25 protein-coding genes are annotated in these 24,603 nt (G+C 68.9%); 4 read left to right on the forward strand and 21 right to left on the reverse strand.

The features are described from left to right. Positions 1 to 71: 71 nt before the first annotated feature. Positions 72 to 335: a hypothetical protein gene (locus AB0383_RS01890; protein WP_366184512.1), complete on the reverse strand. Its 264-nt coding sequence runs from the start codon at positions 333 to 335 to the stop codon at positions 72 to 74. A gap of 65 nt (positions 336 to 400) precedes the next feature. On the opposite strand from AB0383_RS01890, the gene AB0383_RS01895 reads away from it, so the two are divergent. Together AB0383_RS01895 and AB0383_RS01900 are read left to right on the forward strand one after the other, a co-directional pair. Beyond that, entirely contained in the window at positions 401 to 856 is a 456-nt protein-coding gene (locus tag AB0383_RS01895) for a MarR family transcriptional regulator (protein ID WP_364169172.1), read from the forward strand. Positions 857 to 879: 23 nt separating this feature from the next. Then, on the forward strand, positions 880 to 1,305 hold the full coding sequence (locus AB0383_RS01900) for a hypothetical protein (protein WP_366184514.1): 426 nt from the start codon (positions 880 to 882) through the stop codon (positions 1,303 to 1,305). A 9-nt stretch (positions 1,306 to 1,314) separates the two neighbouring features. Here the strand turns inward: AB0383_RS01900 and AB0383_RS01905 are convergent, their stop codons facing one another. The 15 genes from AB0383_RS01905 to AB0383_RS01975 all read right to left on the reverse strand — a co-directional run bounded on the left by AB0383_RS01905 (position 1,315) and on the right by AB0383_RS01975 (position 13,380). Beyond that, on the reverse strand, positions 1,315 to 1,830 hold the full coding sequence (locus AB0383_RS01905; RefSeq protein ID WP_366184516.1) for a GNAT family protein: 516 nt from the start codon (positions 1,828 to 1,830) through the stop codon (positions 1,315 to 1,317). A gap of 37 nt (positions 1,831 to 1,867) precedes the next feature. Beyond that, positions 1,868 to 3,274, reverse strand: a complete 1,407-nt coding sequence (gene dnaB / locus AB0383_RS01910) for a replicative DNA helicase (RefSeq protein ID WP_360607003.1) — start codon at positions 3,272 to 3,274, stop codon at positions 1,868 to 1,870. Positions 3,275 to 3,975: 701 nt separating this feature from the next. Continuing rightward, on the reverse strand, positions 3,976 to 4,773 hold the full coding sequence (locus tag AB0383_RS01915; protein ID WP_364169180.1) for an ESX secretion-associated protein EspG: 798 nt from the start codon (positions 4,771 to 4,773) through the stop codon (positions 3,976 to 3,978). Between the two features lie 11 nt (positions 4,774 to 4,784). Next, a complete protein-coding gene (locus AB0383_RS01920; RefSeq protein ID WP_364169183.1) occupies positions 4,785 to 6,164 on the reverse strand; it encodes a hypothetical protein in 1,380 nt (459 codons plus the stop codon). A gap of 42 nt (positions 6,165 to 6,206) precedes the next feature. Beyond that, a complete protein-coding gene (locus AB0383_RS01925) occupies positions 6,207 to 6,803 on the reverse strand; it encodes a DUF3558 domain-containing protein (RefSeq protein ID WP_364169186.1) in 597 nt (198 codons plus the stop codon). A 7-nt stretch (positions 6,804 to 6,810) separates the two neighbouring features. After that, entirely contained in the window at positions 6,811 to 7,173 is a 363-nt protein-coding gene (locus tag AB0383_RS01930) for a hypothetical protein (protein WP_364169189.1), read from the reverse strand. Between the two features lie 5 nt (positions 7,174 to 7,178). Next, entirely contained in the window at positions 7,179 to 7,838 is a 660-nt protein-coding gene (locus tag AB0383_RS01935) for a DUF3558 domain-containing protein (protein WP_366184882.1), read from the reverse strand. A 168-nt stretch (positions 7,839 to 8,006) separates the two neighbouring features. Beyond that, complete coding sequence (locus AB0383_RS01940; RefSeq protein ID WP_364169191.1) at positions 8,007 to 8,603, reverse strand: DUF3558 domain-containing protein; 597 nt, start codon at positions 8,601 to 8,603, stop codon at positions 8,007 to 8,009. Positions 8,604 to 8,756: 153 nt separating this feature from the next. Beyond that, complete coding sequence (gene rplI / locus AB0383_RS01945; protein ID WP_220245348.1) at positions 8,757 to 9,218, reverse strand: 50S ribosomal protein L9; 462 nt, start codon at positions 9,216 to 9,218, stop codon at positions 8,757 to 8,759. An 11-nt stretch (positions 9,219 to 9,229) separates the two neighbouring features. Next, positions 9,230 to 9,478, reverse strand: a complete 249-nt coding sequence (gene rpsR / locus AB0383_RS01950; RefSeq protein WP_003098744.1) for a 30S ribosomal protein S18 — start codon at positions 9,476 to 9,478, stop codon at positions 9,230 to 9,232. Positions 9,479 to 9,520: 42 nt separating this feature from the next. After that, a complete protein-coding gene (locus tag AB0383_RS01955) occupies positions 9,521 to 10,039 on the reverse strand; it encodes a single-stranded DNA-binding protein (RefSeq protein ID WP_364169194.1) in 519 nt (172 codons plus the stop codon). A 17-nt stretch (positions 10,040 to 10,056) separates the two neighbouring features. Then, the gene (rpsF, locus tag AB0383_RS01960) at positions 10,057 to 10,383 is read right to left on the reverse strand and encodes a 30S ribosomal protein S6 (protein ID WP_220245346.1); all 327 of its coding nucleotides are present in this window, start codon (positions 10,381 to 10,383) and stop codon (positions 10,057 to 10,059) included. Positions 10,384 to 10,487: 104 nt separating this feature from the next. Further along, positions 10,488 to 11,387 (reverse strand): hypothetical protein, encoded by a 900-nt coding sequence (locus AB0383_RS01965; protein WP_366184521.1) that lies wholly within the window; start codon positions 11,385 to 11,387, stop codon positions 10,488 to 10,490. 85 nt (positions 11,388 to 11,472) lie between these two features. Then, positions 11,473 to 12,405 (reverse strand): hypothetical protein, encoded by a 933-nt coding sequence (locus tag AB0383_RS01970; protein ID WP_366184523.1) that lies wholly within the window; start codon positions 12,403 to 12,405, stop codon positions 11,473 to 11,475. A gap of 138 nt (positions 12,406 to 12,543) precedes the next feature. Continuing rightward, positions 12,544 to 13,380 (reverse strand): hypothetical protein, encoded by an 837-nt coding sequence (locus AB0383_RS01975; RefSeq protein ID WP_364169203.1) that lies wholly within the window; start codon positions 13,378 to 13,380, stop codon positions 12,544 to 12,546. A gap of 111 nt (positions 13,381 to 13,491) precedes the next feature. On the opposite strand from AB0383_RS01975, the gene AB0383_RS01980 reads away from it, so the two are divergent. After that, a complete protein-coding gene (locus AB0383_RS01980; RefSeq protein WP_364169205.1) occupies positions 13,492 to 14,265 on the forward strand; it encodes a deoxyribonuclease IV in 774 nt (257 codons plus the stop codon). Here the strand turns inward: AB0383_RS01980 and AB0383_RS01985 are convergent. Together AB0383_RS01985 and AB0383_RS01990 are read right to left on the reverse strand one after the other, a co-directional pair. Beyond that, entirely contained in the window at positions 14,262 to 15,845 is a 1,584-nt protein-coding gene (locus tag AB0383_RS01985; protein WP_366184526.1) for a glycosyltransferase 87 family protein, read from the reverse strand. The genes AB0383_RS01980 and AB0383_RS01985 overlap by 4 nt on opposite strands. A gap of 36 nt (positions 15,846 to 15,881) precedes the next feature. Next, positions 15,882 to 16,949, reverse strand: a complete 1,068-nt coding sequence (locus AB0383_RS01990; RefSeq protein WP_364169210.1) for an ROK family transcriptional regulator — start codon at positions 16,947 to 16,949, stop codon at positions 15,882 to 15,884. A gap of 57 nt (positions 16,950 to 17,006) precedes the next feature. On the opposite strand from AB0383_RS01990, the gene AB0383_RS01995 reads away from it, so the two are divergent. Then, positions 17,007 to 18,071, forward strand: a complete 1,065-nt coding sequence (locus AB0383_RS01995) for a Gfo/Idh/MocA family oxidoreductase (protein ID WP_366184528.1) — start codon at positions 17,007 to 17,009, stop codon at positions 18,069 to 18,071. 129 nt (positions 18,072 to 18,200) lie between these two features. On the opposite strand, the gene AB0383_RS02000 is transcribed toward AB0383_RS01995, so the two are convergent. From AB0383_RS02000 to AB0383_RS02010, 3 genes are all read right to left on the reverse strand, one after another. Then, a complete protein-coding gene (locus tag AB0383_RS02000) occupies positions 18,201 to 20,816 on the reverse strand; it encodes a transglycosylase domain-containing protein (protein ID WP_366184530.1) in 2,616 nt (871 codons plus the stop codon). 268 nt (positions 20,817 to 21,084) lie between these two features. Next, on the reverse strand, positions 21,085 to 24,096 hold the full coding sequence (locus AB0383_RS02005) for a transglycosylase domain-containing protein (RefSeq protein WP_366184532.1): 3,012 nt from the start codon (positions 24,094 to 24,096) through the stop codon (positions 21,085 to 21,087). Positions 24,097 to 24,187: 91 nt separating this feature from the next. Then, positions 24,188 to 24,589 (reverse strand): DUF5318 domain-containing protein, encoded by a 402-nt coding sequence (locus AB0383_RS02010; protein ID WP_326567307.1) that lies wholly within the window; start codon positions 24,587 to 24,589, stop codon positions 24,188 to 24,190. Positions 24,590 to 24,603: the final 14 nt, after the last annotated feature.

Here is a 24,603-nt window from a genome sequence, read left to right on the forward strand (position 1 = left end):
GACAGTGGTGAGGTAGTCCTGCTCGTCGATGCCGTTGGTGGCTCGGGCGCGGAAGGCTCGGACTTCGGCCTCTATTGTTTGGTGGGCTCGCCGGCCTTCGGCGGTGAGCTGGTGGTCCGGTGAGCCAGCCTCGGTGGTGCAGCTCGCATGCTGCCTTCTTGGGCGACAAAGGGCTTCAGCGCTTCGTCGACTTGTTCGATGGTGTGCGCTCCTTGCGCGACCGCGTTGAGCACCTGCCATTGCCGGCGCGTGAGGTGGTAGGTGCCGAGTGGCTGATCGAAGGCCTTTTCGAGCAACTCGTGGTTGTGCCGCGGCCAGTAGCCGATGGGTTTCATGGATACTCCCTATGTCGAAGAGCAACTACATGTAAATGTACATGTACTTCCGTGAGGGGACCCCCATGCCGGAACCGGTGGCCGATGTCGAGCGCGCCATGATCGCCATCCGCCGGAGTCAGCAGCGCCGCGCCCTCACCCGCATCGCCCGTGGCCGTGGCCAGCACGCCCTGGACCCGGTGATCGAACTGCTCGACGTCGTCGAGGACTTCGCGGACCGTGACGATCCGGCGACCGTCACGTCGCTCGCGTTGGCGCTCGGCGTCGACCAGCCGCGTGCCAGCCGTCTCGTCGCCCGCGCCGTCGACCAGGGCGACCTGCAGCGGGAAGCCGACCAATCCGACGGCCGTCGCACGGTCCTCGCGCTGACCCCGGCCGGCCGCGCCCGGCTCGACGCGCTGCACACGTTCCGCAGGACTGTCTTCGCGGAGGCGATGTCGCCGTGGAGCGCCGAGGATCGCGCGACGTTCGCCCGCCTGTTGACGAGCTTCATCACGAACTACGAGGCTCTCGGCCGCTGACCGCCGAGAGCCACGGTGGCAGGGTGATCGACATGGACGACCCTGACCGCGCGGGCGCCGACCCTTTCGCGTCCCCCGAGCAGACCCGCGTGGCCCGCGCCGCCGCCGACGCGGCACCGCACGCGGCGGCCCTGATGACCGAACACCTCGGCGACCACCGCCAACTGCTGCCGACGATGTACTTCGACGCCCTCGGCGTCTGGTACCTCGCCGCCTGGCACCGCCGCGATGTCGATCCCGATCAGTTCGAGCAGGCCGGCGCCGTCGCGGCCGTGCTGGCTGCCGAGTTCAAGTCCGATCCCCAGGTCGGGAACGCGATCGCGGTCGCGGTCGGCTTCGTGGAGATGTTCACTTACCTGCCTGAATCGGAACAGGCTGCCGCCGCGGCGACCCTGCCGTCCGTGCTGCGTGCCGAATACACCGCAATGGCCGCTTGGCGTCCCAGCTGAACCGCCTGGCTACCTCGGCTGGTCAGCCTGCTTGATCGCGGCGTACAGCAGCGTGTCCACCCGTCGGCCGCCGATTTCCTGGTGGCTGCGGAGCAGACCTTCGCGCTCGTAGCCCGCGGCCTCGGCCGTGCGCACGGAGGCGACGTTCCACGGTTCGATGTACAGCTCGATCCGGTGCAGGTCCGGGATCGACCAGGCGAACCGCGTCAGCGCGGTGAGTGCCTGCCGCGCGAACCCCCTGCCGCGGTGGGCGGGGGCGATGGCGTACCCCGCGGTCGCCCGGCCGGCGGTGAGGGCGGCGAGGTGCAGGCCGATCGTGCCCAGCGCTTCGTCGGTTCTCGCGGACGCCACGCAGAACGCGTAGCCGAGCCCGGCGTCGAGGCGGTCGTGCTGTCGCCGGAGGTACGCGCGGGCGTCGTCCCGGTTGGAGTTGCCGAAGAGGGACCCGATGGTCGGGATGTAGGGATCGGTCGACAAGTCGATGATCATGTCCACGTCCCGGTCTTTGAAGGCGCGCAGTCGCACGTCGCCGAACGTGGGGATCGCTTCGGACCCGGCGGGGCTAGTCGTGCGCGAGGTCGGCGAAGCGGCTGTAGTGCAGCTGGTGCGCGACGACGATCGTGCTCGTCGGGCCGGCGCGGTGCTTTGCCAGGATCAGGTCGGCTTCGCCGGCGCGGGGGTCGTCGCGTTCCCAGGCGTCGGGGCGGTTGATCAGGATGACGATGTCGGCGTCCTGCTCCAGGGAGCCCGACTCACGGAGGTCGGACAGCATCGGCTTCTTGTCGGTGCGCTGTTCCGGACCACGGTTGAGCTGGGAGATCGCGATGACCGGCACTTCGATCTCCTTCGCGAGCAGCTTGAGCTGCCGCGAGAACTCCGAGACTTCCTGCTGCCGCGACTCGACGCGCTTGCCCGACGTCATCAGCTGGAGGTAGTCGACGACCACGAGCTTGAGGTCGTGGCGCTGCTTGAGCCGGCGGGCCTTCGCGCGGATCTCCATCATCGTCATGTTCGGCGAGTCGTCGACGAACAGCGGCGCCTCCGAGACCTCGCTCATGCGGCGGGCCAGACGCGTCCAGTCGTCGTCGGACATCTTGCCACCGCGCATGTCGGCGAGGCGGATCTTGGCCTCGGCCGAGAGCATGCGCATCACGATCTCGGTGCGGCTCATTTCCAGCGAGAAGATGACGCTGGTCAGGCCGTGGCGGATCGACGCCGAACGCACGAAGTCCAGGCCCAGCGTCGACTTACCGACACCGGGGCGGGCGGCGACGATGATCATCTGGCCGGGGTGCAGGCCGTTGGTGAGCTCGTCGAAGTCGGCGAACCCGGTCGGGATGCCCTGCGACTGGCCACCGCGCGACGCGATCGCGTCGATCTCGTCCATGGTCGGCTGCAGGAGGTCTTCGAGCGCGACGTAGTCCTCGCTGGTGCGGCGCTCGGTGACGTCGTAGATCGCGGCCTGCGCGCGGTCGACGACCTCGTCGATGTTGGCGCCGTCGGCGGCCGCCGCGCCGTAGCCGTACTGCACGATGCGCGTGCCTGCCTCCACGAGCCGGCGCAGCACCGCCTTCTCGGCGACGATCTCGGCGTAGTACCCGGCGTTGGCCGCGGTGGGGACGGTCGCGATGAGCGTGTGCAGGTACGGCGCCCCGCCGACGCGGCCGAGCTCGCCGCGGCGCTCCAGCTCCGCCGACACCGTGATCGGGTCGGCGGGCTCGCCGCGACCGTAGAGGTCGAGGATGCAGTCGTACACGGCCTGGTGCGCGGGCCGGTAGAAGTCGCCGGGCCCGAGCGCCTCGATCACGTCGGCGATCGCGTCTTTCGACAGCAGCATGCCGCCCAGCACCGACTGCTCCGCCGCCATGTCCTGCGGCGGCTGCCGGTCGAACCCGCCCGGACCCGGGTCACTCGGCCCCGGGTCGGAGTCCGCGTCGTACATCGGACCGCGGTCGTCGGTCAGCGCCACCGCCCCGGACACCTCCTCGACCGGCGGGCAAAGCCGCGGTCATCCCCTGCCACTCGTCACGTCCTGTGTCGAACGGTGTCGCGCGAGCTCTCCTCGTGCGAACACCTGTTCGAGTATGCCGGATCCTCTCCGACTTTCCCAGCCCAACCGCCGGGCCCTCGTTGATGATGGACCGGCGTCCCCCTCACCGATGACTTGCCACGCCGGGCGCCACCGTGAGTGCTGGCCGAGAGGGCACGCTAGATCCCCCGGACGGAGGAGCGCAATTCCGGGTGTTGACCGTCCTGTGGATAACTTGTGGACGACTGGAGGTAACCAGTCACAGGCAGCCGCCACGCTGTGGACAAGTTGGGGACAGTACTGATCAGCTTCAAGGAATCCCCAGCTCAAGCCCTGTGTAGAGACTGTGGAGAACTTTGTCGAAACTCGTCCGGCGTGTCGCGCGTGGCGCGTCGTTCGGCGTGTCGCCCGGGCGGGTGCGCACATGCCTGTGGATGAATGCTACGGAGCGTAGAAGCGTGACACGGTGGGCTGAACGAGCGATCGCACCGGCCGCGCACCGGCGTTTTGGTGCTCTGAGTAACCGCTGAGTGAGAACACGCTGGTAGGCCGGTCGCAATACAAAAACCGGGTGGGGTTCACCTGGCGGCCATCTGAACGTGCCGCACTCGAAATCCCACCCGGAGTAGCGCTCTAACGGGTCAGCCCAACGCGCTCTGCGCGGTCCGCAACCGATCCCCGATCGCCTTCGGCGTACCCGGCGTGAACACGACGAGCGAATCGTCCCGCCCGGGCCGCTCCTCCATCAACCAGCGCCCCTCGGCGGTGTCCACGAAGTTGATCGGCTTCGGAATCCGCCGGCGCCGCCCCCCGTTCGACCGCGCCGCGACGTACAACGACCCCGCCCCGGTCCGCGGCGCCTTCAGGATCCGCTGAATCTCCTTCAAAGGCGCGAGCGCCTCGTTCCGCCCGGTCTGCATGATCGACCGCTGCGACACGTCCTCGGACCCCGCGGCGTGGCCACTCTCGAACTCGGACTTGCTCGTGACCAGAGGCTGCCCCTGTGCCCCTTGAGCGAAGGGGAGCAGGTCGAGGAACGTCGGCAGCAGCAGGTCGGGCCGCTGCCGCGTGACGGTGACCGTTTGCTCGCCGATGACCCGGAGCAGCGCGAAGCCGCCGCCGTTGCCGCTACCGACCAGCACGGCGTAGTTCGAGGGGCTGCCGTCGTCGAACTGCCCGTCGAACCAGCCGTAGTACTCGATCTGCGGGTGACAGATCGACTCGACGAGCGCAAGCAGGTCGCGGTCCATGCCGCGCGGACCCATCAGCCCGATCTCGGTCAGGACATTGTTCACGTCCTGGTCGATCGTCCGCTCGGCATCCGGGTCCAGGAAGACCGGCATGTCCGCGATGACCTGGTGCGGCTCACCGCCCCGGCGCTTGATCAGGTTGAACAGCGTCGGGAGGGTGAACTTGTTCGGTTGATCAAGGGTGATCACGTCGTTAGGCCTCATTCACCGATCACGGGTGGCGCGGTCAACTCGTCGGTGCCGAACAGCTCGTTGGCATCTTCTTCGACGAGGTACTTGGTCTGGTGTTCCTCGTCCTCGGTGCCCTTGCCGCCCTTCGCGCCGCCGGCGCCCATGCCGCCCATGCCCGAGGCACCGGCCTTGCCGGCCGCCCCCATTCCGGCACCCATCGCCCCGCCGCGGGCGCCCCCGGCTCCGCCGAGCCCTTCTGCGGCACCCGAAGCGGCACCGCCGGGACCGAAGCCCGCGCCGGCGCCAAACGCCCCCGGCCCGAAGCCGGCAACAGCACCGGAGCCGGCGCCGCCACCACCGAACCCGCCGCCGCTGCCACCGGCCCCGAAGCTTCCGGCGCCGCCGCCCGGCCCGAATCCGCCGGCCCCACCGGGCCCGAACCCGCTCGAGTCGAACGACGAGGGCGTGAAGCCCTGCGCGGTCGTGGAGTCGGAGCCGGGCGGGGTGTAGGTCCCAGTCGGGATGCCGGTGTTGTTGGGGTTGTTCGGGTCGTTGACGCCCGTGTGGTTGGTGGAAAAGTCGGTGGGCTTGGCGTCGAACTTGGGCATGTTCGCGGGGTTGAAGCTGCCTCCGCCACCACCAGGACCGCCGCCCACGCTCGGGACCTTGCCGCCACCGCCGGGCCCGCCCGGCACATTCGGGCCACCCGGTCCGTTCGACAGATTGTTGCCCTGCCAAGCGCTGTACTGCGGCAAGCCCTGCGCGTTCGCGCCTGAAGCGCTGTAGTAGCTGTTGTACGCGTCGACGTTCGCCTTCGCGTTGTTGTTGTACGAGTTGATCTCGTCGTCTTTGTCGCTGAACGGGTTGACACCGTCGAGAAACCCAGCCGACGGCGGGTCCTTCGGGATGTCCTGCACCTTCGACTTGACGGTGCCGAAGCAGTCGACCTGCGTGTTGAGGTAGGTGTGGCTCTTACCGAGGTTGTTGACCGAGTCCTGCAACCAGAGACCGAGAGGGTGGGCTCCGGCTTGAGCGGCCGTCGCACCGCCGCCCTGCCAGGCGGCGTCCATCTTCTTGTTCAGGTTGTCGATTTCGGTGACCCGGCCGCTGTGAATCTTCTGAAGGTTCACAGCGCCACTGACACCGGTGTTGAGCGAGGTCGGGTCGCCTGCGTGGATCCGCTGGTAGATCGTGTATGCGTCGATCGACCGGCCGCCCACGTTGGCCGACTGCTGCTGTGCCTCGGGCCCGCCGCTGAAGATACCGACCAAGCCACCGACGACCGCACCCACACCGGCACCGACCGCGGTACCGACCCCAGGCACAACGGACCCGATCGCGGCACCATAGCCCGCGCCGATCGCCATGCCCTTGAGCTCCTTGCCCATGGTGTTGGCGTCATTCCCCATGATGCGCCACTCCTTCCGAGCCGAATACTGGCTGCGTGGTGATCACGCCGCCGCCTTGAGATGGTCGACCACCACACCGGCGACCTCTTGCGCGAAACCGCACGGGTCGGCCTTGTGCTGGCCCGCTGAAATCTGCGGGATGATCGAAACGGCGAGCTCGTCGGTGACACCGAGCCACAGCTGGCAGTTGCCTGACGGCCTGCCGTCATGAGCATCGGCGAGCACGCCGGGATAGCCATTCACCGTCACCGGTTCGAAGTACGCGGATTGCGCCTTCTGGTCGTAGATGTCGCTGATCCCGTTCTTGTTCTGGGGCAGCGCACCGATGCTGACGGAGTTCAACGGGTTGCCCGTGGATTTGAACGAGCAACTGACGGAAGACTCGTTGACCGTTCGCCCCGGAAACATGAGGCCTTCTTTGGCCGCTTCGCTCGCGTTCAGGACGTTGCACGGGTTGTTCAGCAGGTCACCGGTGGGCAGCGCGGCGGGGACTTTGGGGCCTGAGCCGCTGCTCGACGCGCCACTCGAGCTCGGAGAAGCCGAGGGATCGGCAGAGCCGCCGGTTTCCCCGCTGCAAGCGGTCAGCAGGCCGAGCGCGACGATCGTTGCAGCGGTGAGGCGAACGGTGCGGGGCAGCATGCGGGGCTCAGGCTCCAGTCTTGTTGAGATTGTCGCGTTGTTGCTGTTCGTGAACCGTGATCTTGTTCTTCGCGGCCGTCAGTGCGGTGATGAAAGCCGCGACGTAGTCGACCATGCGCTGGTGCTGATCGAGCAGTGTGTACCCGGAGGGGTTCGCGCCCTTGTCCACGAAGTCGTGGCTGGCGAACTCGTCGGCCGGTGGCTTGACGTAGGCGATTTTCTGCGCCTCGACGAGGTCGTCTCCCAGATGATCGTGCAGGTCCTGCCACTGCTTGATGACCGAGTCGATCTCATCGTCTTCGAACTGATACCCGCCGGCGGTCCCGTAACTGCCCACCTTGATCGGAGGAGTAGGTGGAATCTCGGACATCGGCGTTACCCCCTTGGGCTACCTCTCGCTCCCCAAACGGCGAGATCAGCAGGTTGGATGGTAACGCACGGCCGTTGGTTCCCGCTCGGGTTCAGGCGAGTTCGAGCGCAGGTCGAAATCGATCTTGTGGTGGCCTGGACCTGGGGTTCCGGGCGGTCGGGATTGGGCTTCAGGTGGTTGATCACCACTGTCGCGACCTGCTGCGCGACCCCGCACGGATTGTCCCTGGTGCGGCCCATGCCGATTTGCGGGAGGACCGACGCCGCGAGCTTGTCGGTGATCCCCACCCACAGCGTGCAGGTGCCGTCGTTGCGACCATCTTGGGTGTCGGCGTAGAGCGCCGGATAACCGGCGATCCAGGTCGGTTCGAAATATGCTTGGTTGGACTTCAGGTTGTAGAGGTCGCTGATTCCGTGATCGTTCTGCGGAAGGGCGGTGATGTGAACGAAGTTCTGCTTGCTCCCCGACGAGGTCCACGCGCAGCTCGTGAGCGTCTCTTTGACGAGTCGGCCGGGTAAGCGAGGCCGACTTGGGCGGCTTCGGCAGCGGAGGGGACGTTGCGCGGATCGTTGAGCAAGCTGTCGGTCGGGAGGGGCTTGGGGACCCGCGGACCGGAGGCGCTCGCTGTGGTGGTGGGGGCGGCAGGTTTGGCGGGTCCGCTGCACGAGGTCAGCGGGGCGGCCGCAGCGGCCGCGGCCATCAGCGGGACAGGGCGGCGTGCCATTGCGGAACCCCCGGTGCGCGAAGCCGAGCAAGATCAGCGCGAGGATAACGCACCGAATTCACTCCATTTCCTTCCGCAGCGTCGGTCACCCGAAAGGGCCTCGACGACGCTACGCCGCGCCTTTGAGGTGGTCGATCATTGCCTGCCCTGCCCTCTGCGCAATCCGGCACGGGTCCGCCTTGTTCGCGCCGACGTTGATCACTGTGCCCACCGAGACGGCGAGGTGGTCGGTGATGCCGATCCACAGCTGGCACGAGCCTGTAGAGCGGTCGTCGGTCTTGTCGGTGAAGACGGCCGGGTATCCGCCGGTCGTGGTCGGGGTGAAGTAGGCGGCCGACGACTTTCCCGAGTAGATGTCGGAAAGGCCGTTCTTGTTCTGCGGCAGTGCGCCGATTCCCACTGAGTTCTCGGCGTTTCCGGAGGATTCCCAGGTGCACGCCTTGGGAGACCGGTCGTCGAGCTTGCCGTCGCGCTTGAGGCCGATCTGTGCGGCCTGGACCGCGCTCAGCACTGAGCAAGGATCGTTCAACACCGCGTCGGTGGGCAGCGGGGTCGAGATCTCAAGTACTGGTTCGACGGTGCTGCCCGCTGCGGAGCTTGCCGGGCCGGGCGGAGTGGTCGAGCTGCCGCTGCACGCGGCGAGCAGGATGGCCGCGGTGAGTGCAGCGGCGGTGGAGGCGGCGTAGCGGACGGTGCGGGGCGGCATGGTGGCGATCGGACTCCAGCCTTGTCCAGCGGATCGAAGATCAGCTCTGACGATAACGAACAGTCGTCGATCGGATCCGCTGTGTGGCCGGACCGACGCAAGAGAAAGCGCCCCCAGGCCGAAACCCGGGGGCGCTTCGTCAGAACAAAACCGTCAGACTGAAGTCGCCTTGACTTCGAGGCGGACGTCGACCTTCACGTCGGGGTGGAGGCGGGCGTTGACGGAGTGCTTGCCGACCGTCTTGATGTGGTCGCGGAGGTCCAGGACGCGCTTGTCGAGGAGCGGGCCGCCCTGGGCCTTGATCGCGTCGACGATCTCGCCGGCGGTGATGGAGCCGAAGAGCTTCTTCGAGCCCTCCGCCGCCTTGCCCGTCAGCTGGATGGCGCCGAGGCCCTCGAGGGTCGCCTTGATTTCCTTGGCGTGGTCGAGGTCGCGGATGCGCCGGGACTCCTGCGCGCGCTGGATGGTGCGCACGTTCTTCTCGGCACCCTTGCTGGCCACGATGGCGTAGCCGCGGGGCAGCAGGTAGTTGCGGGCGTAACCGTCCTTGACCTCGACGATGTCGCCGGGGCCACCGAGGTTCGCCACGTCGGTGGTGAGAATGATCTTCGCCATGACGAGCCTCCTCAGCGAGCGGTCGAGGTGTAGGGCAGCAGCGCCATCTCGCGCGAGTTCTTCACCGCGATGGCGATGTCACGCTGGTGCTGGCTGCAGTTGCCGGTGACGCGACGGGCACGGATCTTGCCGCGGTCGGAGATGTACTTCCGCAGCAGGTTGGTGTCCTTGTAGTCGATCAGTTCCGGGCGGCCCTTCTTCTCGGCCTTGCAGAACACGCAGACCTTCTTCTTGGGCTTACGGATGGGTGGCTTGGCCACTGTGTTCTCCTGGATTCAAATCTTGGGTGTAAAAGTACGAGATCAGAACGGGGGTTCGTCGGCGAAACCGCCGCCGCCACCGCCGCCTGCGGGGGGCGCGGAGCCCCACGGGTCGTCGGCCGGCATGCCGCCGCCACCGCCGCCTCCGCGGTTGCCGCCGCCACCGCCTCCGCCGCCGAAGTCACCGCCGCCACCGCGGCTGACCTTGTTGACCTTCGCCGTGGCGTACCGCAGCGAGGGCCCGATCTCGTCGACCTCGAGCTCGACGACGGTGCGCTTCTCGCCTTCTTTGGTCTCGAAGGACCGCTGCTTGAGCCGGCCCTGCACGACCACACGGGCGCCGCGGGTGAGCGACTCGGCGACGTTCTCCGCCGCCTGGCGCCAGATGTTGCAGCGCAGGAACAGCGCCTCGCCGTCCTTCCACTCGCCGGACTGCCGGTCGAGGGTGCGCGGGGTGGACGCGACCGTGAAGTTCGCGACCGCCGCGCCGGACGGGGTGAAACGCAGTTCCGGGTCGGAGGTCAGGTTTCCGACCACCGTGATGACGGTGTCTCCAGCCACGGGGACGTCCCTTCGGCTCAGGCCTTGGCGGCGACGGGCTTGGCCGCGGCGCGCTTGACCTCGCGGCGCATGACCTTGGTGCGCAGCACGGTCTCCTGCAGCGACAGCTGACGGTCGAGTTCCTTGACCGCGTCGGAGTCGGAGTTCAGGTCGAGCAGCGCGTAGATGCCCTCGGCGTGCTTCTTGATCTCGTACGCCAGGCGACGACGGCCCCAGACGTCGACCTTCTCGACGCTTCCGCCCGAAGTGCGGATCACGTTGAGGAAGTTGTCCAGCGTGGGGGCGACCGTGCGCTCGTCGAGCGTGGGGTCCAGGATGACCATTACCTCGTAATGGCGTGACACAACCACTCACCTCCTATGGGCTCGCGGCCACGGACTGTCCGTGGCAGGAGGGTTTGTCCAGGTAAGAGTACCTGGGGGTACCGACAGTCTTGCCGGGAGGCCTGTCAGGAGGCCCGGCGCAGCGCCCAGGTGCGCACCAGCCCGGCCGTCACACCCGCCAGCACGATCACCGCGAGCAGCATCGGCAGCTGGATGTCGGACGCGCCGCCGGAGGTCGCGAGCGACTCCGCGTTGCCGGCGTTGCGCACGTCCGGGCCCTGGCTCTGCGTGTCCTGGCCACCGGTCACGGGCGCGGCCGAGCCGGGCAGCGTGCCGTTGGCCGGGTAGCGGATGCCGGGGGCGACGGCGGTGCCGGGCGTCGCAGTCGGGATGCCGTTGTAGTCGCGCTGCGGCGCGGTGCCGGCGGACCCGGGGATCAGGTTCGCGAGCGGGCCGCCCTCGGAGTTCGAGGGCGAGGTACTGGTCGAAGGCGAGCTGCTGCTCGGCGGCGTCGACGACGAGGTCGGCGGTGTGTAGTTCGTGGCCAGCGTGGTCAGGCCGCAGTTCGAGGTGACCGAGCTGGTGATCGCGTCGAGGACCTGCTTCTTCGTGTCGGCGCTCCAGCCGAGCGAGGCGTTGCCCTGCAGCGCCTCGTTGACGGCGCTGCCGATGGTCTTGCCGTCGATGGTGCCGCCGGACGAGCTGGGCACGGTGCCGATCGTGAGCGTTTTCGCGGACAGCGCGTTGGCCACGCCGTTGGGGTCCACGCCGTTGAGCGGGATGATCCACAGCAGCGACTGCTGCTTCGCCGCCGCGGCCTGCTTCGCGAGCGCGCTGACGGAGGAGCCCGGCAACGCGACGGTGTCGCCCATGCTGCCGCTGACCGAGCCCGTGCACTGGTTGGCGAGGGTCGTGGCCGCCGAAGCGATGCCCGAGCCGAGGAACGCGCCGCCGGTCACCAGGGCCGCCAGCGCGGTGACGCTGAGTACGCGCCGAGTTCTCAGCCAGGTGGGGTTCTTCGGCACGAGCGTGGTCCTCCAGGATCTGTGGGCGTCAACCATCGCGACAGGTAGAACGAAGGAGACCCCGAAAAGATACTGGTGAGTCGGCCTAACTCGCAGCGGCCATTCGGCGGAGGACCCAGGTGCGAACCAGGCCCGCGCTGACTCCGGAGAGTGCAAGAACTGCCACCAGCACGGGCCAGTCCAACCCGTTCGTGTGGTTATCCCCGGTGGGCGGTAACGCCTGCGCCTCGCCCGCGTTCTGCACGCTGGCGTTCCCGGCCGACGGCTGAGCCGGGTTCGAGAGGCCGTACTGCGGCGCGTACCCCGGGATCTGGCTGCCGTAGCGCAGCGCGGGCGACGGCGAGAACAGCCCGGCCATTGCCATCGGGATGTCGCTGTAATCGCGCATCGGCGCGTAGCCGGTGCTGAACGGCAGGTTCGAGAAGTTCGCGAAGCCCGGGAACAGCGACGCGAGACCGCCGCCGCCACCGCCCGAGAACGGCAGCAACGGGCTGTTCACCGGCGGGATCGGCGTCTGGCCGGCGGGAGTGCCGCCCTGCGGCGCGCCGGGACCGGTCGCCGGCGGCTGCTGCGGGCTGCCGGGGTTCTGCTGCGCGGGCGCCCCGCCCGTCAGCGCGCGTTGCGTCGAATCGACGCCCTGCTGCAGCGTGTTCGTGGTTCCCGAGACGGTCTGGTTCAGCGCCCCCGCGGCCGGCGCGCCGACCACGGGCACCGGCGCGACGACGGTGTCGACCACGTTCACCGTGACCTTGCACAGGGCACCGAGAACCGAGTCGACGGCCCCGGTCAGCACCCCGGACACCTTGCCGACCACACCGAGGTCGACCGGCAGGCCCAGAAGGGGCTTGACCTGGACCGTGTCTCCCGGATGCGCGGTGATCGTGTCGCCGCACTTGGCCACGATCGTCTCCGGAGCCGCAACAGCGGTCGTCGGCGCGGCGAGCGCGGCCGAGCCGGCCAGCACGAAGGCGGCGGCTCCCACCGCGGTGGCCCTGCGTGTGCGGTGCTGCCTGGCCATCGAGCCCTCCGACCCCTGTACCCCGGTCCGGTCCGAACCTGTCTCCCCTGGACAACGACGGTAACGGGAACGAGTGACGCCCGCTCAGCCACCGATGTCAGGCATTCGGGTGGAAGCGGGTGTCACCGCATGTGTCGATCAGGCGGTCTTGCGGCGCAGCCACGCCCGCACGAGTGCCGCCGCGACGATGGCCAGCGCGAGCACCGCGATGAGCATCGGCAGCTTCGCCGGCGGCGTCACGGCCGGCAGTGCTTCGGCGGTGCCCGACTTCTTCGCGTCGACGGTCGGCACCTGGTCCGCGGGCAGCTGGCCCGGGATGACCTGCGTGATCACCGGCGGCGCCTGCACGAGCCCGGACGGGAGCATGGCGGCGTTGGTGAAGATGCCCGCGATGGAGTCGAGGCCGGACAGGTCGCCCGAGCCGGTGATCACCGGGTCGAGGCTGCTGCCGGGGGCGCCGGGCTGCCCCGGTCCGCCAGGTCCACCGGGCGGGGTGCCGGGAGGCGTCCCGGGCGGGTTGTCGTCCGGCGGGTTGTCGGTGGGCGGCGCCGGCACGACGGGCGCGGTCACACCGCCGACCAGGCTCTGCGTGGTGTTGCCGACGCCGTTCGCCGTGTTCTGCGCGAGCGGGCAGACGGCGTTCGTCGTCGCGTCACCGACCACCGGCACCTCGCCGACACCGAGGCCGCGCACGACATCGCCCACCGGGAGCGTGAAGAGCGGGTTGTTCCCGTCCGACTGCTTGGCCTTCGAGTCGAGGCCGACGGTGAGGCGGTCGGGGGCGTTGAGCGGCGCGCCCGCGTCGAGCGACAGGCCGTTGCCGGACTTGCCGTTCTGCAGCGTGGCCGAGCAGTCGCCGTCGAGCGTGGGGCTGGGGTCCGCGGAAGCCGTGGCGGGGAGCGCGAGTGCGGCCGAGAGAACCGGCATCGCGACGGCGATCCCCAACGTGGTGATCCGGGCGGCGTGCTTCCCCATGCAAAACCCCTCCGACGGCCCGAACTGGATCACGGAACGCGCTCACGGTACTCCACGAGCGTCACCAACTGGGGCGTCAGGTGCGGATTCACCCGGGGGTAGCGTGCTGGCATGCAGATTGGCGCCCATGTCCGCGACGACGATCCGCTGGCCGCCGTAGCCGAGCGAGAAGCCGACGTCGTCCAGTTCTTCCTGTCCGACCCGCAGGGGTGGAAGGCTCCGAAACCGCACCCGTTCGGGGACGCGATCAAGGAGTCGCCGGTCGAGGTGTTCATCCACGCGCCGTACCTGATCAACGTGGCGTCGCTGAACAACCGCATCCGCATCCCGTCGCGCAAGAACGTCGCGCAGCACGCCACCGGCGCCGCCGCAATCGGCGCGAAGGGACTCATCGTGCACGGCGGCCACGTGGGCGCGGGCGACGACGTGGCCGAGGGCCTGGTCAACTGGCGCAAGCTCTTCGAGCGCGAAGCGGACAAGGGTGGCTTCGCCGTGCCGATCCTCATCGAGAACACCGCGGGCGGCGAGAACGCGATGACCCGCGAGCTCGACGTGATCGCGCGCCTGTGGGACGAGGTCGGCGAGTTCGGCGCCGGGTTCTGCCTCGACACCTGCCACGCCTACGCCGCGGGCTGGGAGCTGGCCGACGCCGTCGAGAAGGTCAAGGCCATCACCGGCCGCATCGACCTGGTGCACCTCAACAACTCGCGCGACGAGTTCGGCTCCAACCGCGACCGCCACGCCAACGTCGTCGGCGGCGAAGGGACCATCGACCCCGAGCTGCTCGCCGACGTCGTCCGCAAGGCCGGCGCGCCCGTCGTCGTGGAGACGCCGAGCGAGGGCCAGGCGGCCGACATCGCCTTCCTGCGCAAGCAGACCGCCTAGGGCTCGGGAACGGGAGGCGCGGGGGGCATCGTCGGCACAGCCCGGCGGTGCTTCCCGAAGCCCGCGAACTTCACGCGGTCACGCGCCCGTTCGAGCACGCCGCCCGCCGGGTCGTCGTCTCCGGCGAGCCGGATGAGGTCCGTGCGCGGCCGGTAGATCTCGCGGATCACCAGCACGCAGAGGCCCACCACGGCGAGGTCGCGCACCACGACCGTGCCGAGGAACCAGCCCTCCGGCAGTCCCTTGTGGTCGATGCCGAGGTAGTAGAACATCCGCGGCGCCCACACCAGCGCGTCGATCACCATCCAGCTCAGCAGCAGCCGCCAGCGCGGGATCGCGAGCACCGCCAGGGGCACGAGCCACAGCGAGTACTGCGGGCTCCACACCTTGTTGGTCAGCAGGAACGCCGCCACCACGAGGAAGGCGAGCTGGCCGAAGCGCGGCCGCCGCGGCGCGGTGAGGGCGACGTACGCGATTCCGGCGCAGCAGAGCAGGAACAGCACGGCGATCACGGTGTTGAGGATCGCCGACGTCTGTCCTTTTTGGAGCACGCCGTCGAAGCCGGTCCAGCCCGTGGTGTAGGAGATGACGTTGTAGAGCGAGTCCGGGTCCATCGGCCGCAACGTGTTGAGCCGGAAGAACTCCCACCACCCGCGCGTGGCCACGAGGATGAACGGCACGTTCACGATCAGCCACGTGAGCAGGGTGAACGCCGCCGTTCTGCCCCACGCACGCAGCTTCCCCGCGCGCAGGCAGAGCACGAACAGCACCCCGAGCAACAGCAACGGGTACAGCTTCGCCGCGGCACCGAGCCCCAGCAGCACGCCGGCGATCTCCGGCCGTTTTCGCGACCACGCGAGGATCCCCGCGGCGGTGCACGCCGTGGCGATGGCGTCGAAATTCGTGAACGCCTGCACCAGCACCAGCGGCGAGATCGCCACCAGCACCGCGTCCCACGGCCGGCGTTTCATCGTGCGCCCGGTCGCCCACACCGTGATCAGCCACGCGAGCGCGAGCCAGAACGCGGAGATGTTGAAGTAGATCGCCACCGGTAGCGCGCCCGGCAGCCAGCCGGAGTTCGCGACCGAGAGCCAGCCCGCGGCGAGCTTCGCGTTGACCCACTGGAACAGGCCCGTCAAAGCCGGGTACTCCATGTACCGGGTCTGGTTCTCCGCCGTCTGCGTGTCCTCTTTCCAGGACGTGACGTACGGGAAGGTCTTCGGGTCGTTGAGCCGCTCGGAGCTGTAGAGCGGCACGATGTCCGAGTAGCACATCGCGACGAACGGGCGGCCCGCTCGCCAGTCGAGCTGCGACGCGCCCGTGGAGTCCTGGTACTGCTGGATGCAGGACGCCTTGCCGAACCAGCACAGCACCAGCGCGAGGATCGCCAGGCCCAGTCCCACGCGCTGCGGTGACCAGAACCAATGCCGGCCCACGGCCGCGTGCTCACCGAGCGGACCGCCGATCGGTCTGGTCGCCGCGGCGGCCAGCGGGTCGTTCCAGCTCGGCACGATCCGCTCCGCTGGCGTCAGCGTGCGGGGAGCCGCGTCCGGCTCTTCGGCGGTGGCTTGGTCGGGCACGTCGCGGATGCTATCTGCCCGCAGGTCAGGCGCCTGTCATTTAGGGTCGGAGTAGAACCCGGCAAGCACCTCGAAAGCCCCACCGAGGGCCACGGCTTCCTCCCCGAGGTCGCTCAGCTCCACGTCGATGCGCTGCCAGTGCGGCACCGGCAGCAGCTCGCTCAGCTCCGCCGCCACCGTGTCCCGGTAGACGTCGGGCGCCGCGCGGATGGCGCGGCCGAACAACACGATCCGCTCCAGGTCCAGGACCTGCACGAGGTCGGCGAGGCCGATCCCCAGCAGCCGCGCGGCCTCGGCGGGGGTGGCCGCGGAGCGGTGCATGATCTCGACGCAGCCGCGTCGTCCGCAGGCGCAGCGCGGGCCGTCGTAGGAGATCGTGGTGTGGCCGAACTCACCGGCGTTGGTGCGCGGGCCGCGGTAGACGTTGCCGTCGACCAGCAGCCCGACGCCGATGCCGGTGCCCACGAGCACCACGGCGGTGGCGGTCTCCGGCGTGTCGGGCCACGTGTGGGCGACCGCGGCGGAGTTCGTGTTCTTGTCGAGCGTCACGGGCAGTCCCGTGCGCTCGGCGAGGAGGTCGCGAAGGGGCACGTCGTGCCAGCCCGGCATGTTCGTGGCGTCGCGGACGCGGCCTTCGCGGCGGTCGAGCGGTCCCACCGCCCCGACGCCGAGGCCCAGCACCCGCGCCGGGTCGACGTCGGCGAGCAGCTTGCGCGTCGCGTCCACCACGGCGGCCACCGCCTGTTCGGGCGTGAAACCGACGGGGAGCGGACCTTCGACGGTGTCCTCGATCTGACCGGACAAGCCCGTGCGCAGCACGAGGAACCCGTCGCGGTCCAGCTGCGCGCCGAGGGCGCACTTCGCCGACGGCCGGATCCGCAGCTGCGTGCGCGGCTTGCCGACTCCGGCCGCGGCCTGGCGCTCGACGTCGAGCAGCTGCGTCTCGAGCAGCTCGGCGACGATCTTCGACACCGCCTGCTGCGTCAGCCCTGTGCGTTCGGCCAGCTCCACGCGGCTGAGCCCGCCCGCGCGCAGGATGTGACCGAGCAGCAGCGCTCTGTTGAAGCGGCGCAGCCCACGCAGGTTGACTCCGGTTTCGGCCATCCGGAGATCCTCCCGAAGAACTGGCTAGTTACGCAACAGTGTTGTTTAATGAGCGGCATGGCTGATGACTTGCGAGTCGGCATCCTCGGTTACGGCATCGGGGGCCGCGTCTTCCACGCGCCGCTGGTGGCTTCGACGCCGGGTCTGGTGCCCGCGGCGATCGTGACGGCGAACCCGGAACGCGCCGGCCAGGCCCGCGCGGAGTACCCCGGCACCGAGATCGTGCCCGACGCCGACGCGTTGTTCGCCCAGGCGGGCGACCTCGACCTCGTCGTGGTGAGCACCCCGAACCGTACCCACGTGCCGCTCGCGCTGCGCGCCGTCGAGCTCGGCCTGCCCGTGGTCGTGGACAAGCCGTTCGCGCCGACCGCGGCCGAGGCCGAGCAGGTCGTGGCGGCGGCGAAGGCCAAGGGCGTCGGCCTCACCGTCTTCCAGAACCGCCGCTGGGACTCCGATTTCCTCACCGTGCGCAAGGTGATCGAGTCCGGCCGACTCGGCGACGTGTTCCGCTTCGAGTCCCGCTACGACCGCTGGGTGCCGAAGATCAAGGACAACTGGCGCGAGTTCGGCGATCCCGCCGAGGCCGGTGGCCTGCTCTACGACCTCGGCGCGCACATCGTCGACCAGGCCCTGCAGCTGTTCGGCCCGGTCACACAGGTCTACGCGGAGGTCGACCGCCGCCGCGCCGGCGTGCAGGTGGACGACGACGTGTTCGTCGCGCTGCACCACGCCAACGGAGTCCGCTCGCACCTGTGGGCCTCCGCCTTGGCCGCCACGCGCAACCCGCGGTTCCGCGTGCTCGGCGACCGCGCCGCCTTCACCAAGTACGGCCTCGACGTGCAAGAACCCCAGATCAAGGACGGCCTGCGCCCCGGTGACGAGGGCTGGGGCGTCGAGCCCGCAGCCGACGCCGGCACCCTCGGCGTTGACGACGGCACGGACCACACCGAGACCGTGCCCACCGAAGTCGGCCGCTATGAGGACTTCTACGCCCAGGTGCGCGACGCGTTGCGCGGCGAAGCGGCATTCCCCGTGGATCCGGCCGGTTCCGTGGCCGCGTTGCGCGTGATCGAGGCGGCCCACCGCTCCGGCGCCGAAGGCCGCGTGATCAGGCTCGAGTAGCTCGCCGCGACCTCGGCAACCCCCAGTGTCGAGTTCGCGGCCTTCCCGCTTTTCCTTTGCGGGCGCGAAAAAGGCTCCCCCCGTCCGGAAACCCGGATGGGGGGAGCCTTTTCTCTTGCGACGCCCTGGCTATTCGGTGGGATCGCCCGTGTCGCCGGGAACCCCCGTGTCGGTGGGGTCACCTGACGGCGGATGCTTCGGCGGCTTGGGCGTGTGTGACGGGAACGACGGGAAGTTGCCGCCAGGGCCGTTCGGGTCGCCGGGGTTCACCGGGGTGTTGCCGTTGCCGCCGGGGTTGTTCGGGTCGTCCGGGTTGTCGGTCGGCGTGATGTCCCCCGGCGGGGTGTTCGTGTCGCTCGGCGGGCCGGACGGCGGGGCCGCGTCGCCGATCAGATCCACCTGGGAGAAGCGCTCGGCCGGCTTGCCCGCGAGGTAGGTCGTCATGAACTTCTGCCACAGCGGGCCGGCGATCGTGGACCCGAAGATCGGCGCGCTGCCCTTGCCGTGCAGGTCCAGGTCGCCGTCGCCGCCGACCCACACCGCCACGGAGACCGAAGGCGTGTAGCCGACCATCCACGTCTGCGCGTTGGCGTTGGCCGCCGAGGCGGGCTCCCCCGCGCGCTTCGTGTGCTGCTGCGTCCCAGTCTTGCCGGCGCATTCGTGGCCGGTCGGGCACTTCAGCTTCGAGAAGCCGATCACGGGCTTGAGCGCCTCGGTCACGTTGCCCGCGATCTGCTTGCTCAGGTCGGAGTCGCCGTCGGCGAACGCCGACTTGGCCGGCTGCGCCTGGGCTTCGTACGCCACCTCGTTCTGCGAGTTCGTCACCTTCAGCACGAAATGGCGGTCGCGCTGCTGGCCGTCGCCGGCGAAGGTGGCGTAGCCCGATGCCTGGTCGGCCGGAGTGATCTTGGTGTCGCCACCGCCGAGCGAGATGTTGTTGTTCGAGATGTCGATCTGCGAGTTGCCGCCACCGTTGTCCTTGGTCTTCACCCCGGCTTCCTCGGCGGCCTGCTCGACCGGGCCCTGCTTGGTGACGTTGAGGACCATGTCGTAGAACACCGTGTTCGCCGAGATCTTCATGGCCTCGGCGACGGTGCACTGCTCCGAGCAGCTGTCGCTGTCACCGGCGTTGCGCACGATGCGCCCGTCGAACTCGCGGTTGTTGCGGCCGTCGAAGGTCGAGTTGATCCCCTTGCCCATCTTGAGGAACGCCGTGAGGTCGTACGGCTTCATCGACGAACCGGGGTTCTGGGGCGTGTCGGCCCAGTCGCGCGCGGCCTGTTTCTGACCGTTCACATCGACGATCGTGGGCCCGCCGTAGTACGCGAGCACGCCGCCGGTCTTCGGGTCCACGGCCACGAGCGCGTCGAGCAGCCGCTTGTCCGACTGCTTCGCCAGCGCGTCGGCACCCGCCTGCTCGGCGAGGTCCTGCGCCTTCTTGTCGATGGTCGTCTGGATCGTGTAGCCGCCGGCGTAGTACTTGTCCTCCGGGATGCCGTGGGCCGCGAGCTCGGTCTTCACCTGGTCGGAGATGAAGGCGTAGGGCGCGCCCGAGTCGTCCTTGCTCTCCGACAGCGGGATCGGCGTGGGGAACTGCGCGGCCTTGCGGTCCGCCGCGGTGATGTAGTGGTTCTCCACCATGCGGTCGAGCGCGGTGTTCCAGCGGTCGTGGGCCACCTTCGAGTTCTCCGAGCGGCCCGGCTGCTGGATGAGGCCGGCGAGCAGCGCGGCTTCGGAGAAGTTGAGGTCCTTGACGTCCTTGTGGAAGAAGGCCTGCGACGCCGCGCCGATGCCGTACGCACCGCGCCCGAAGTAGATGATGTTGAGGTACGAGGTGATGATGTCCTGTTTCGAGTACGTCTGGTTCATCTTGAACGACTTCGCCAGCTCGGTCCATTTACGGGTGAGCGTGGGCGCGTCGTTGTCGGTGGCCTTCTTGATGTACTGCTGGGAAATCGTCGAGCCACCGCCGGTGCCGCCGGTGACCTGGTTGTAGACGGCGCGCAGGATGCCCGTGACGTCGAAGCCCGAGTTGGTCTCGAACGACGCGTCCTCGGTCGCGGTCACGGCGTGCTTGACGACGTCGGGAATCTGGTCCGGCGTCAGGATCTGCCGGTTGCCGCCCGGGGGCACGTCCTTGCCCATCGGGCTGCCGTCGGCGTAGAGGTACGTGACGGCCTGGCTCTGCCCCTGCGCCACGCTCTGCGGCGAAGGCACGTCGACGCTGAAGTACGTGATGACGAACGCGATCGCGGGGATCACGATGAAGACACCGACGAACGCGTAGATGCTGCGCCGGATGATCTTCCAGCGCCGCTTCTTCTTCTGCGAGGCCGTGAGGATCGGCCTGCCCTTCTTGTCGAGCTCCGGCTCCTCCGGGTAGACGTCATCGGGGTCGAGCGGTCCCCCGGAGTCGGACCGGGCGTCGTAGCCGTCGTCGGCGGTGCCATTGTGCACGTGGTGCGTCATCAGCTCCGGCTCACGACGCGGCGGCGGGGTCGGGCGGCGCGCGCCCGGGGGCGGCGGCTGCCGGAAGCCGGGCGGCGGCGTGCCGGGACGGTTCCGGGGCGCGCGCGGCGGCTGACCGGGCTGCGCGGGAGTGCCGGGCGGGGGCGTCCGAGGGGCACCACCCGGAGGCGGCTGGTTGCGCGCCCACGGCGGCGGTCCCTGACGGTCCGCGGGGGGTGGTTGACGCCGCGGATCGGGATCCCGGTCGGGCCAGGAGCGGTTGCGGTCGTCGTTCACGTGCGGATCCTCTTCTCGGACGCGGGCGTGCTGCGGGCGCAGATCCCCTCTCCACAAGGGGACGCACCGCGGGTGGGGTCGGTTCACTCGACCGGCGGGACGTATCTCTGGGTAACGGCCCCGGCGCGGTGTGAACCGGACAAAACTACGCCCAGGGTGACGGCTGAGCGATGTCGCCTGGGTCACTTCGAGGTGCAGTGGCTTCGGTCACGAAGAAAGGCTCCCCTCCTGAACCGGAAAGGAGCCCTCTTCGAGGAACCGCGGGTCGCTACCCGCCGGGCTGTTTCGGTGGTGGAGTCACCTCGACCCCGCCTCCGCCGTCGCCGCCACCGCCGTTGCGGCCGGGACCGCCACCGTCGCCGGGACCACCGCCGAAGATGCCACCGGGACGGCTGGTGGTGGTCTCCGACGACGTCGTCTCGCTCGTGGTCGTGCTCGACGTGCTGGTCGGCGTGCTCGTCGTCGTGCTGGGCGTCGTCGTGGTGGTCACCGAGCGACTGCTGCTGCTGGTCGTGGGCGTGACCGTGTCGGCGTCCTTGCCGATCGGGTCGACCTTCGGGAACTTCTCCGTGGGTTTGCCCTTGAGGTAGGTGTCCATGAAGTCCTGCCACGCCGGACCGGCGATGGTGGCACCGAAGATCGGCTTGTTGTTCTTGTCGTGCAACGGCTTGTTGCCGTCACCGCCGATCCACACCGCCGCCGACACCGACGGGGTGTAACCCACCATCCAGGTCTGGGCGTTGCGGTCCGCATAACCCTTCGGCAGGTTCTTCGCGCTACCCGGGTCGAACTGCTGCGTACCGGTCTTGCCCGCGCAGTCGTGGCCGGTGGGGCACTTCAGATGGGATTCCTTGATGACCGGCCCGAGCGCGTCGGTGACGTTGCCCGCGATCTGCTGGCTCTTCTGCTCGTCGGGGTCGAACGCTGGTTTGCCCGCCAGCGTCGTCTCGTCGAACTCCACCTCGTCCTGGGAGTTGGTGAGCTTCGAGACGAAGTGCTGCTGGCGGTAGATGCCGCCCGAGGCGAAGGTCGCGTAACCCGCGGCCTGGTCTTCCGGGGTCAACGACGTCTCACCACCGCCGAGCGCGATGTTCGCGTCGTTGGTGCCGAGCTTGGCCTTGCCCTTCGGCGCCGGTTGCACCCCGGCTTCCTTCGCGGCTTCGGCGACCGGCGCGGGCTTCGTCACGTTCAGCACCATGTCGTAGAACACGGTGTTGGCCGAGACCTCCATGGCCTTCTTGACCGTGCACTGCGGGCCACAGCTGGCACTCTCACCCGCGTTGCGGACGATGCGGCCGCCGAGCTCGCGGTTGTTGGTGCCGTCGAAGGTCTCGCCGAGGCCCTTGCCCATCTTGAGGAACGCGGTGAGGTCGTACGGCTTCATGGACGAGCCGGGGTTCTGCGGGGTGTTGGCCCAGTCGTTGGCCAGCGTGTCCTTGCCGTTCTCGTCCTTCACCGTGTTCGGGCCACCGTAGTAGGCGATGACCCCGCCCGTTCTCGGGTCGACGGCGACCAGAGCTCCCAGGATGTCGGGGTCGGTTTGCCCCTTCATGTTGTCCTGCACGGCTTGCACCGCCGCCTGTTGCGCGGCCGGGTCGATCGTGGTGTAGATCTTCGCGCCGCTGCCGTAGAGCTTGTCCTGGTCGTAGCCCTTTGCTTCGAGCTCGTCCATGATGCGCTGCTGGATGAAGTAGTCAAGGGTGCCGGCGTTCTCCTTCGCCTGAGCGCCCTTGGGGATCAGCTTGGGGAACGTCGCGGCTTCGCGATCCGCTTTCGAGAGCCAGCCGTTGGCCACCATCTGGTCCAGCACGTAGGACCAGCGCCGTTGCGTGTACGCCGGGTCTTCCGATTTGCTCGGCAGCTGGATCAAGCCGGCGAGCAGCGCCGACTCCGAGGGCGAAAGCTGGCTGACGTCCTTGCCGTAGTAGGCCTTCGCGGCCGCCGCGATGCCGTTGGCGCCGCGGCCGAAGTAGACGATGTTCAGGTAGCCCGTGATGATGTCCGATTTGGACTCTTCGTTGTTGAGCTTGAACGACTTCGCGAGCTCGGTCCACTTACGGGTCAGCGTCGGAGCTTCGTTCTCCGTGGCCTTCTTGATGTACTGCTGCGAGATGGTCGAACCACCACCAGTACCACCGGTGACCTGGTTGTACACCGCGCCGAGGATGCCCTTGACATCGAAGCCCGAGTTGGTCTCGAACGTCTTGTCCTCGGCCGAGTACACGGCGTGCTTCACGACGTCGGGGATCTGGTTCGGCTGCAGCAGCTCGCGGTCGCCGCCGGGCGGGACGCTGCGCCCCATCACCTGGTTGTTGGCGTAGTAGAACGTGATGGGCTGGCTCTGCAACGCTTTCACGTCCTGCGGGGAAGGAACCTTCACCATGAAGTACGTGATCACGAAAGCGACGGCCGGCACCACGACGAACAGACCCACACACGCGTACGCGATCCGCCGGATGATCTTCCAGCGGCGCTTCTTGCGTTGTTTCGGCGTGAGCGGCGGCTTGATCGGCTTGCCGTTCTCGTCGAGCTCGGGGCCTTCGTCCTCGAAGTCGTCCTCGTCGGAGTACTGGGGGTGCTCGGCGCTGTCGTACTGATCGTCGTAGCGGTCGTCGTACGGGTCGTAGCCGAACTCCGTGCCGTTGTGCACCTGGTGCGTCATCAGCTCGGGTTCGCGGTCGGGATACGCCGGAGCTGCCGGCGGAACCGCGGAACGGCTCTGCGGCGGACGGCGGGCGGGACCCGCGCCGGTGCGGCCTGGACCACCGGGACCGGGCGGGCCCGGCTGGCGGAACCCCTGCGGCGGGCTCGCGGTCGGACCACCCGGGCCACCCGGGCCACCGGGGCCGGGCGGCCGGCCACCGGGCGGCGGCGGAGGTGGCGGGGCCTGCCGGCGCGGCGGCATTCCCGCCTGTCCGTTGCCGTTCGGCACACGCTGGGACTGCTGGGGGCGCTGCGGAGGCCGTTGCGGCCGGCGGGGTGGTTCGTCAGCAGGCCATTGCGGATCGCCGCCGCTCCGGTCTGAACCACGCGGGTCTGAACCACGCCGGGGCTCGTCGCCGCTGGGCCATTCCGGGGCGCCGCCACCGGCGGCCGCGCGAGGCGGCCGCGGTGCGTTGCCGCGAGGGGCCCGGCGGGCGGCGGGCGGGGCCTGCCGTTGCGGGCGACGCGGGGCGTCCTCACCCGGCCAGGCGGGACCAGGTTCTTCCTCCGGCCATTGGGCACGGCGAGGTGCATCTGGCTCCTGGCCGGGCCAGGAGCGGTTGCGATCGTCGTTCACGAATGGGCCTCCGAAGGCGGCACTGCCGGCACCGGAGTCCGGGAAAAGCCGGAGTGCGCCGCCCTGTGCTCTGCAGCGGTTTTGGTACTCGTCACTGGCCGGCTGTCCTCCGCGGCCGGGTGGGCTGGGGCTCGCCCGTGCCGAGGACGTAGGACAGGACCAGGTGATTCCAGTGGCACGTCCGGCACACCTCTACGTCGTAGACGGTGAACTCGCCGAACAGCCCCGCCATGCGGGCCAGTTCGTCGGGTGTCCGCGCCGATCCCGAGACGTGCTTCAGCTCGTCGCCGTAAACCCACGAAACGAGGGTCAACGGCGTCCGGCGGCACATCGGACAGGCGCGGTCGTCCGGCCTGCCGTGGAACTTCGCCGCACGGAGCAGGTACGGGGTCGCGTCGCACACCTCATGGTCGCCGACGCGTCCGGAGCGGACGCCGGCCAGCAGCGCACGGCGCTGCAAGGCGTAGTCCACGACCTGCCGCTGGGTAAGCACGAGGAACAGAGTAC

The sequence above is a fragment of the Amycolatopsis sp. NPDC051373 genome (genome assembly GCF_040689465.1).
GTDB lineage: Bacteria > Actinomycetota > Actinomycetes > Mycobacteriales > Pseudonocardiaceae > Amycolatopsis.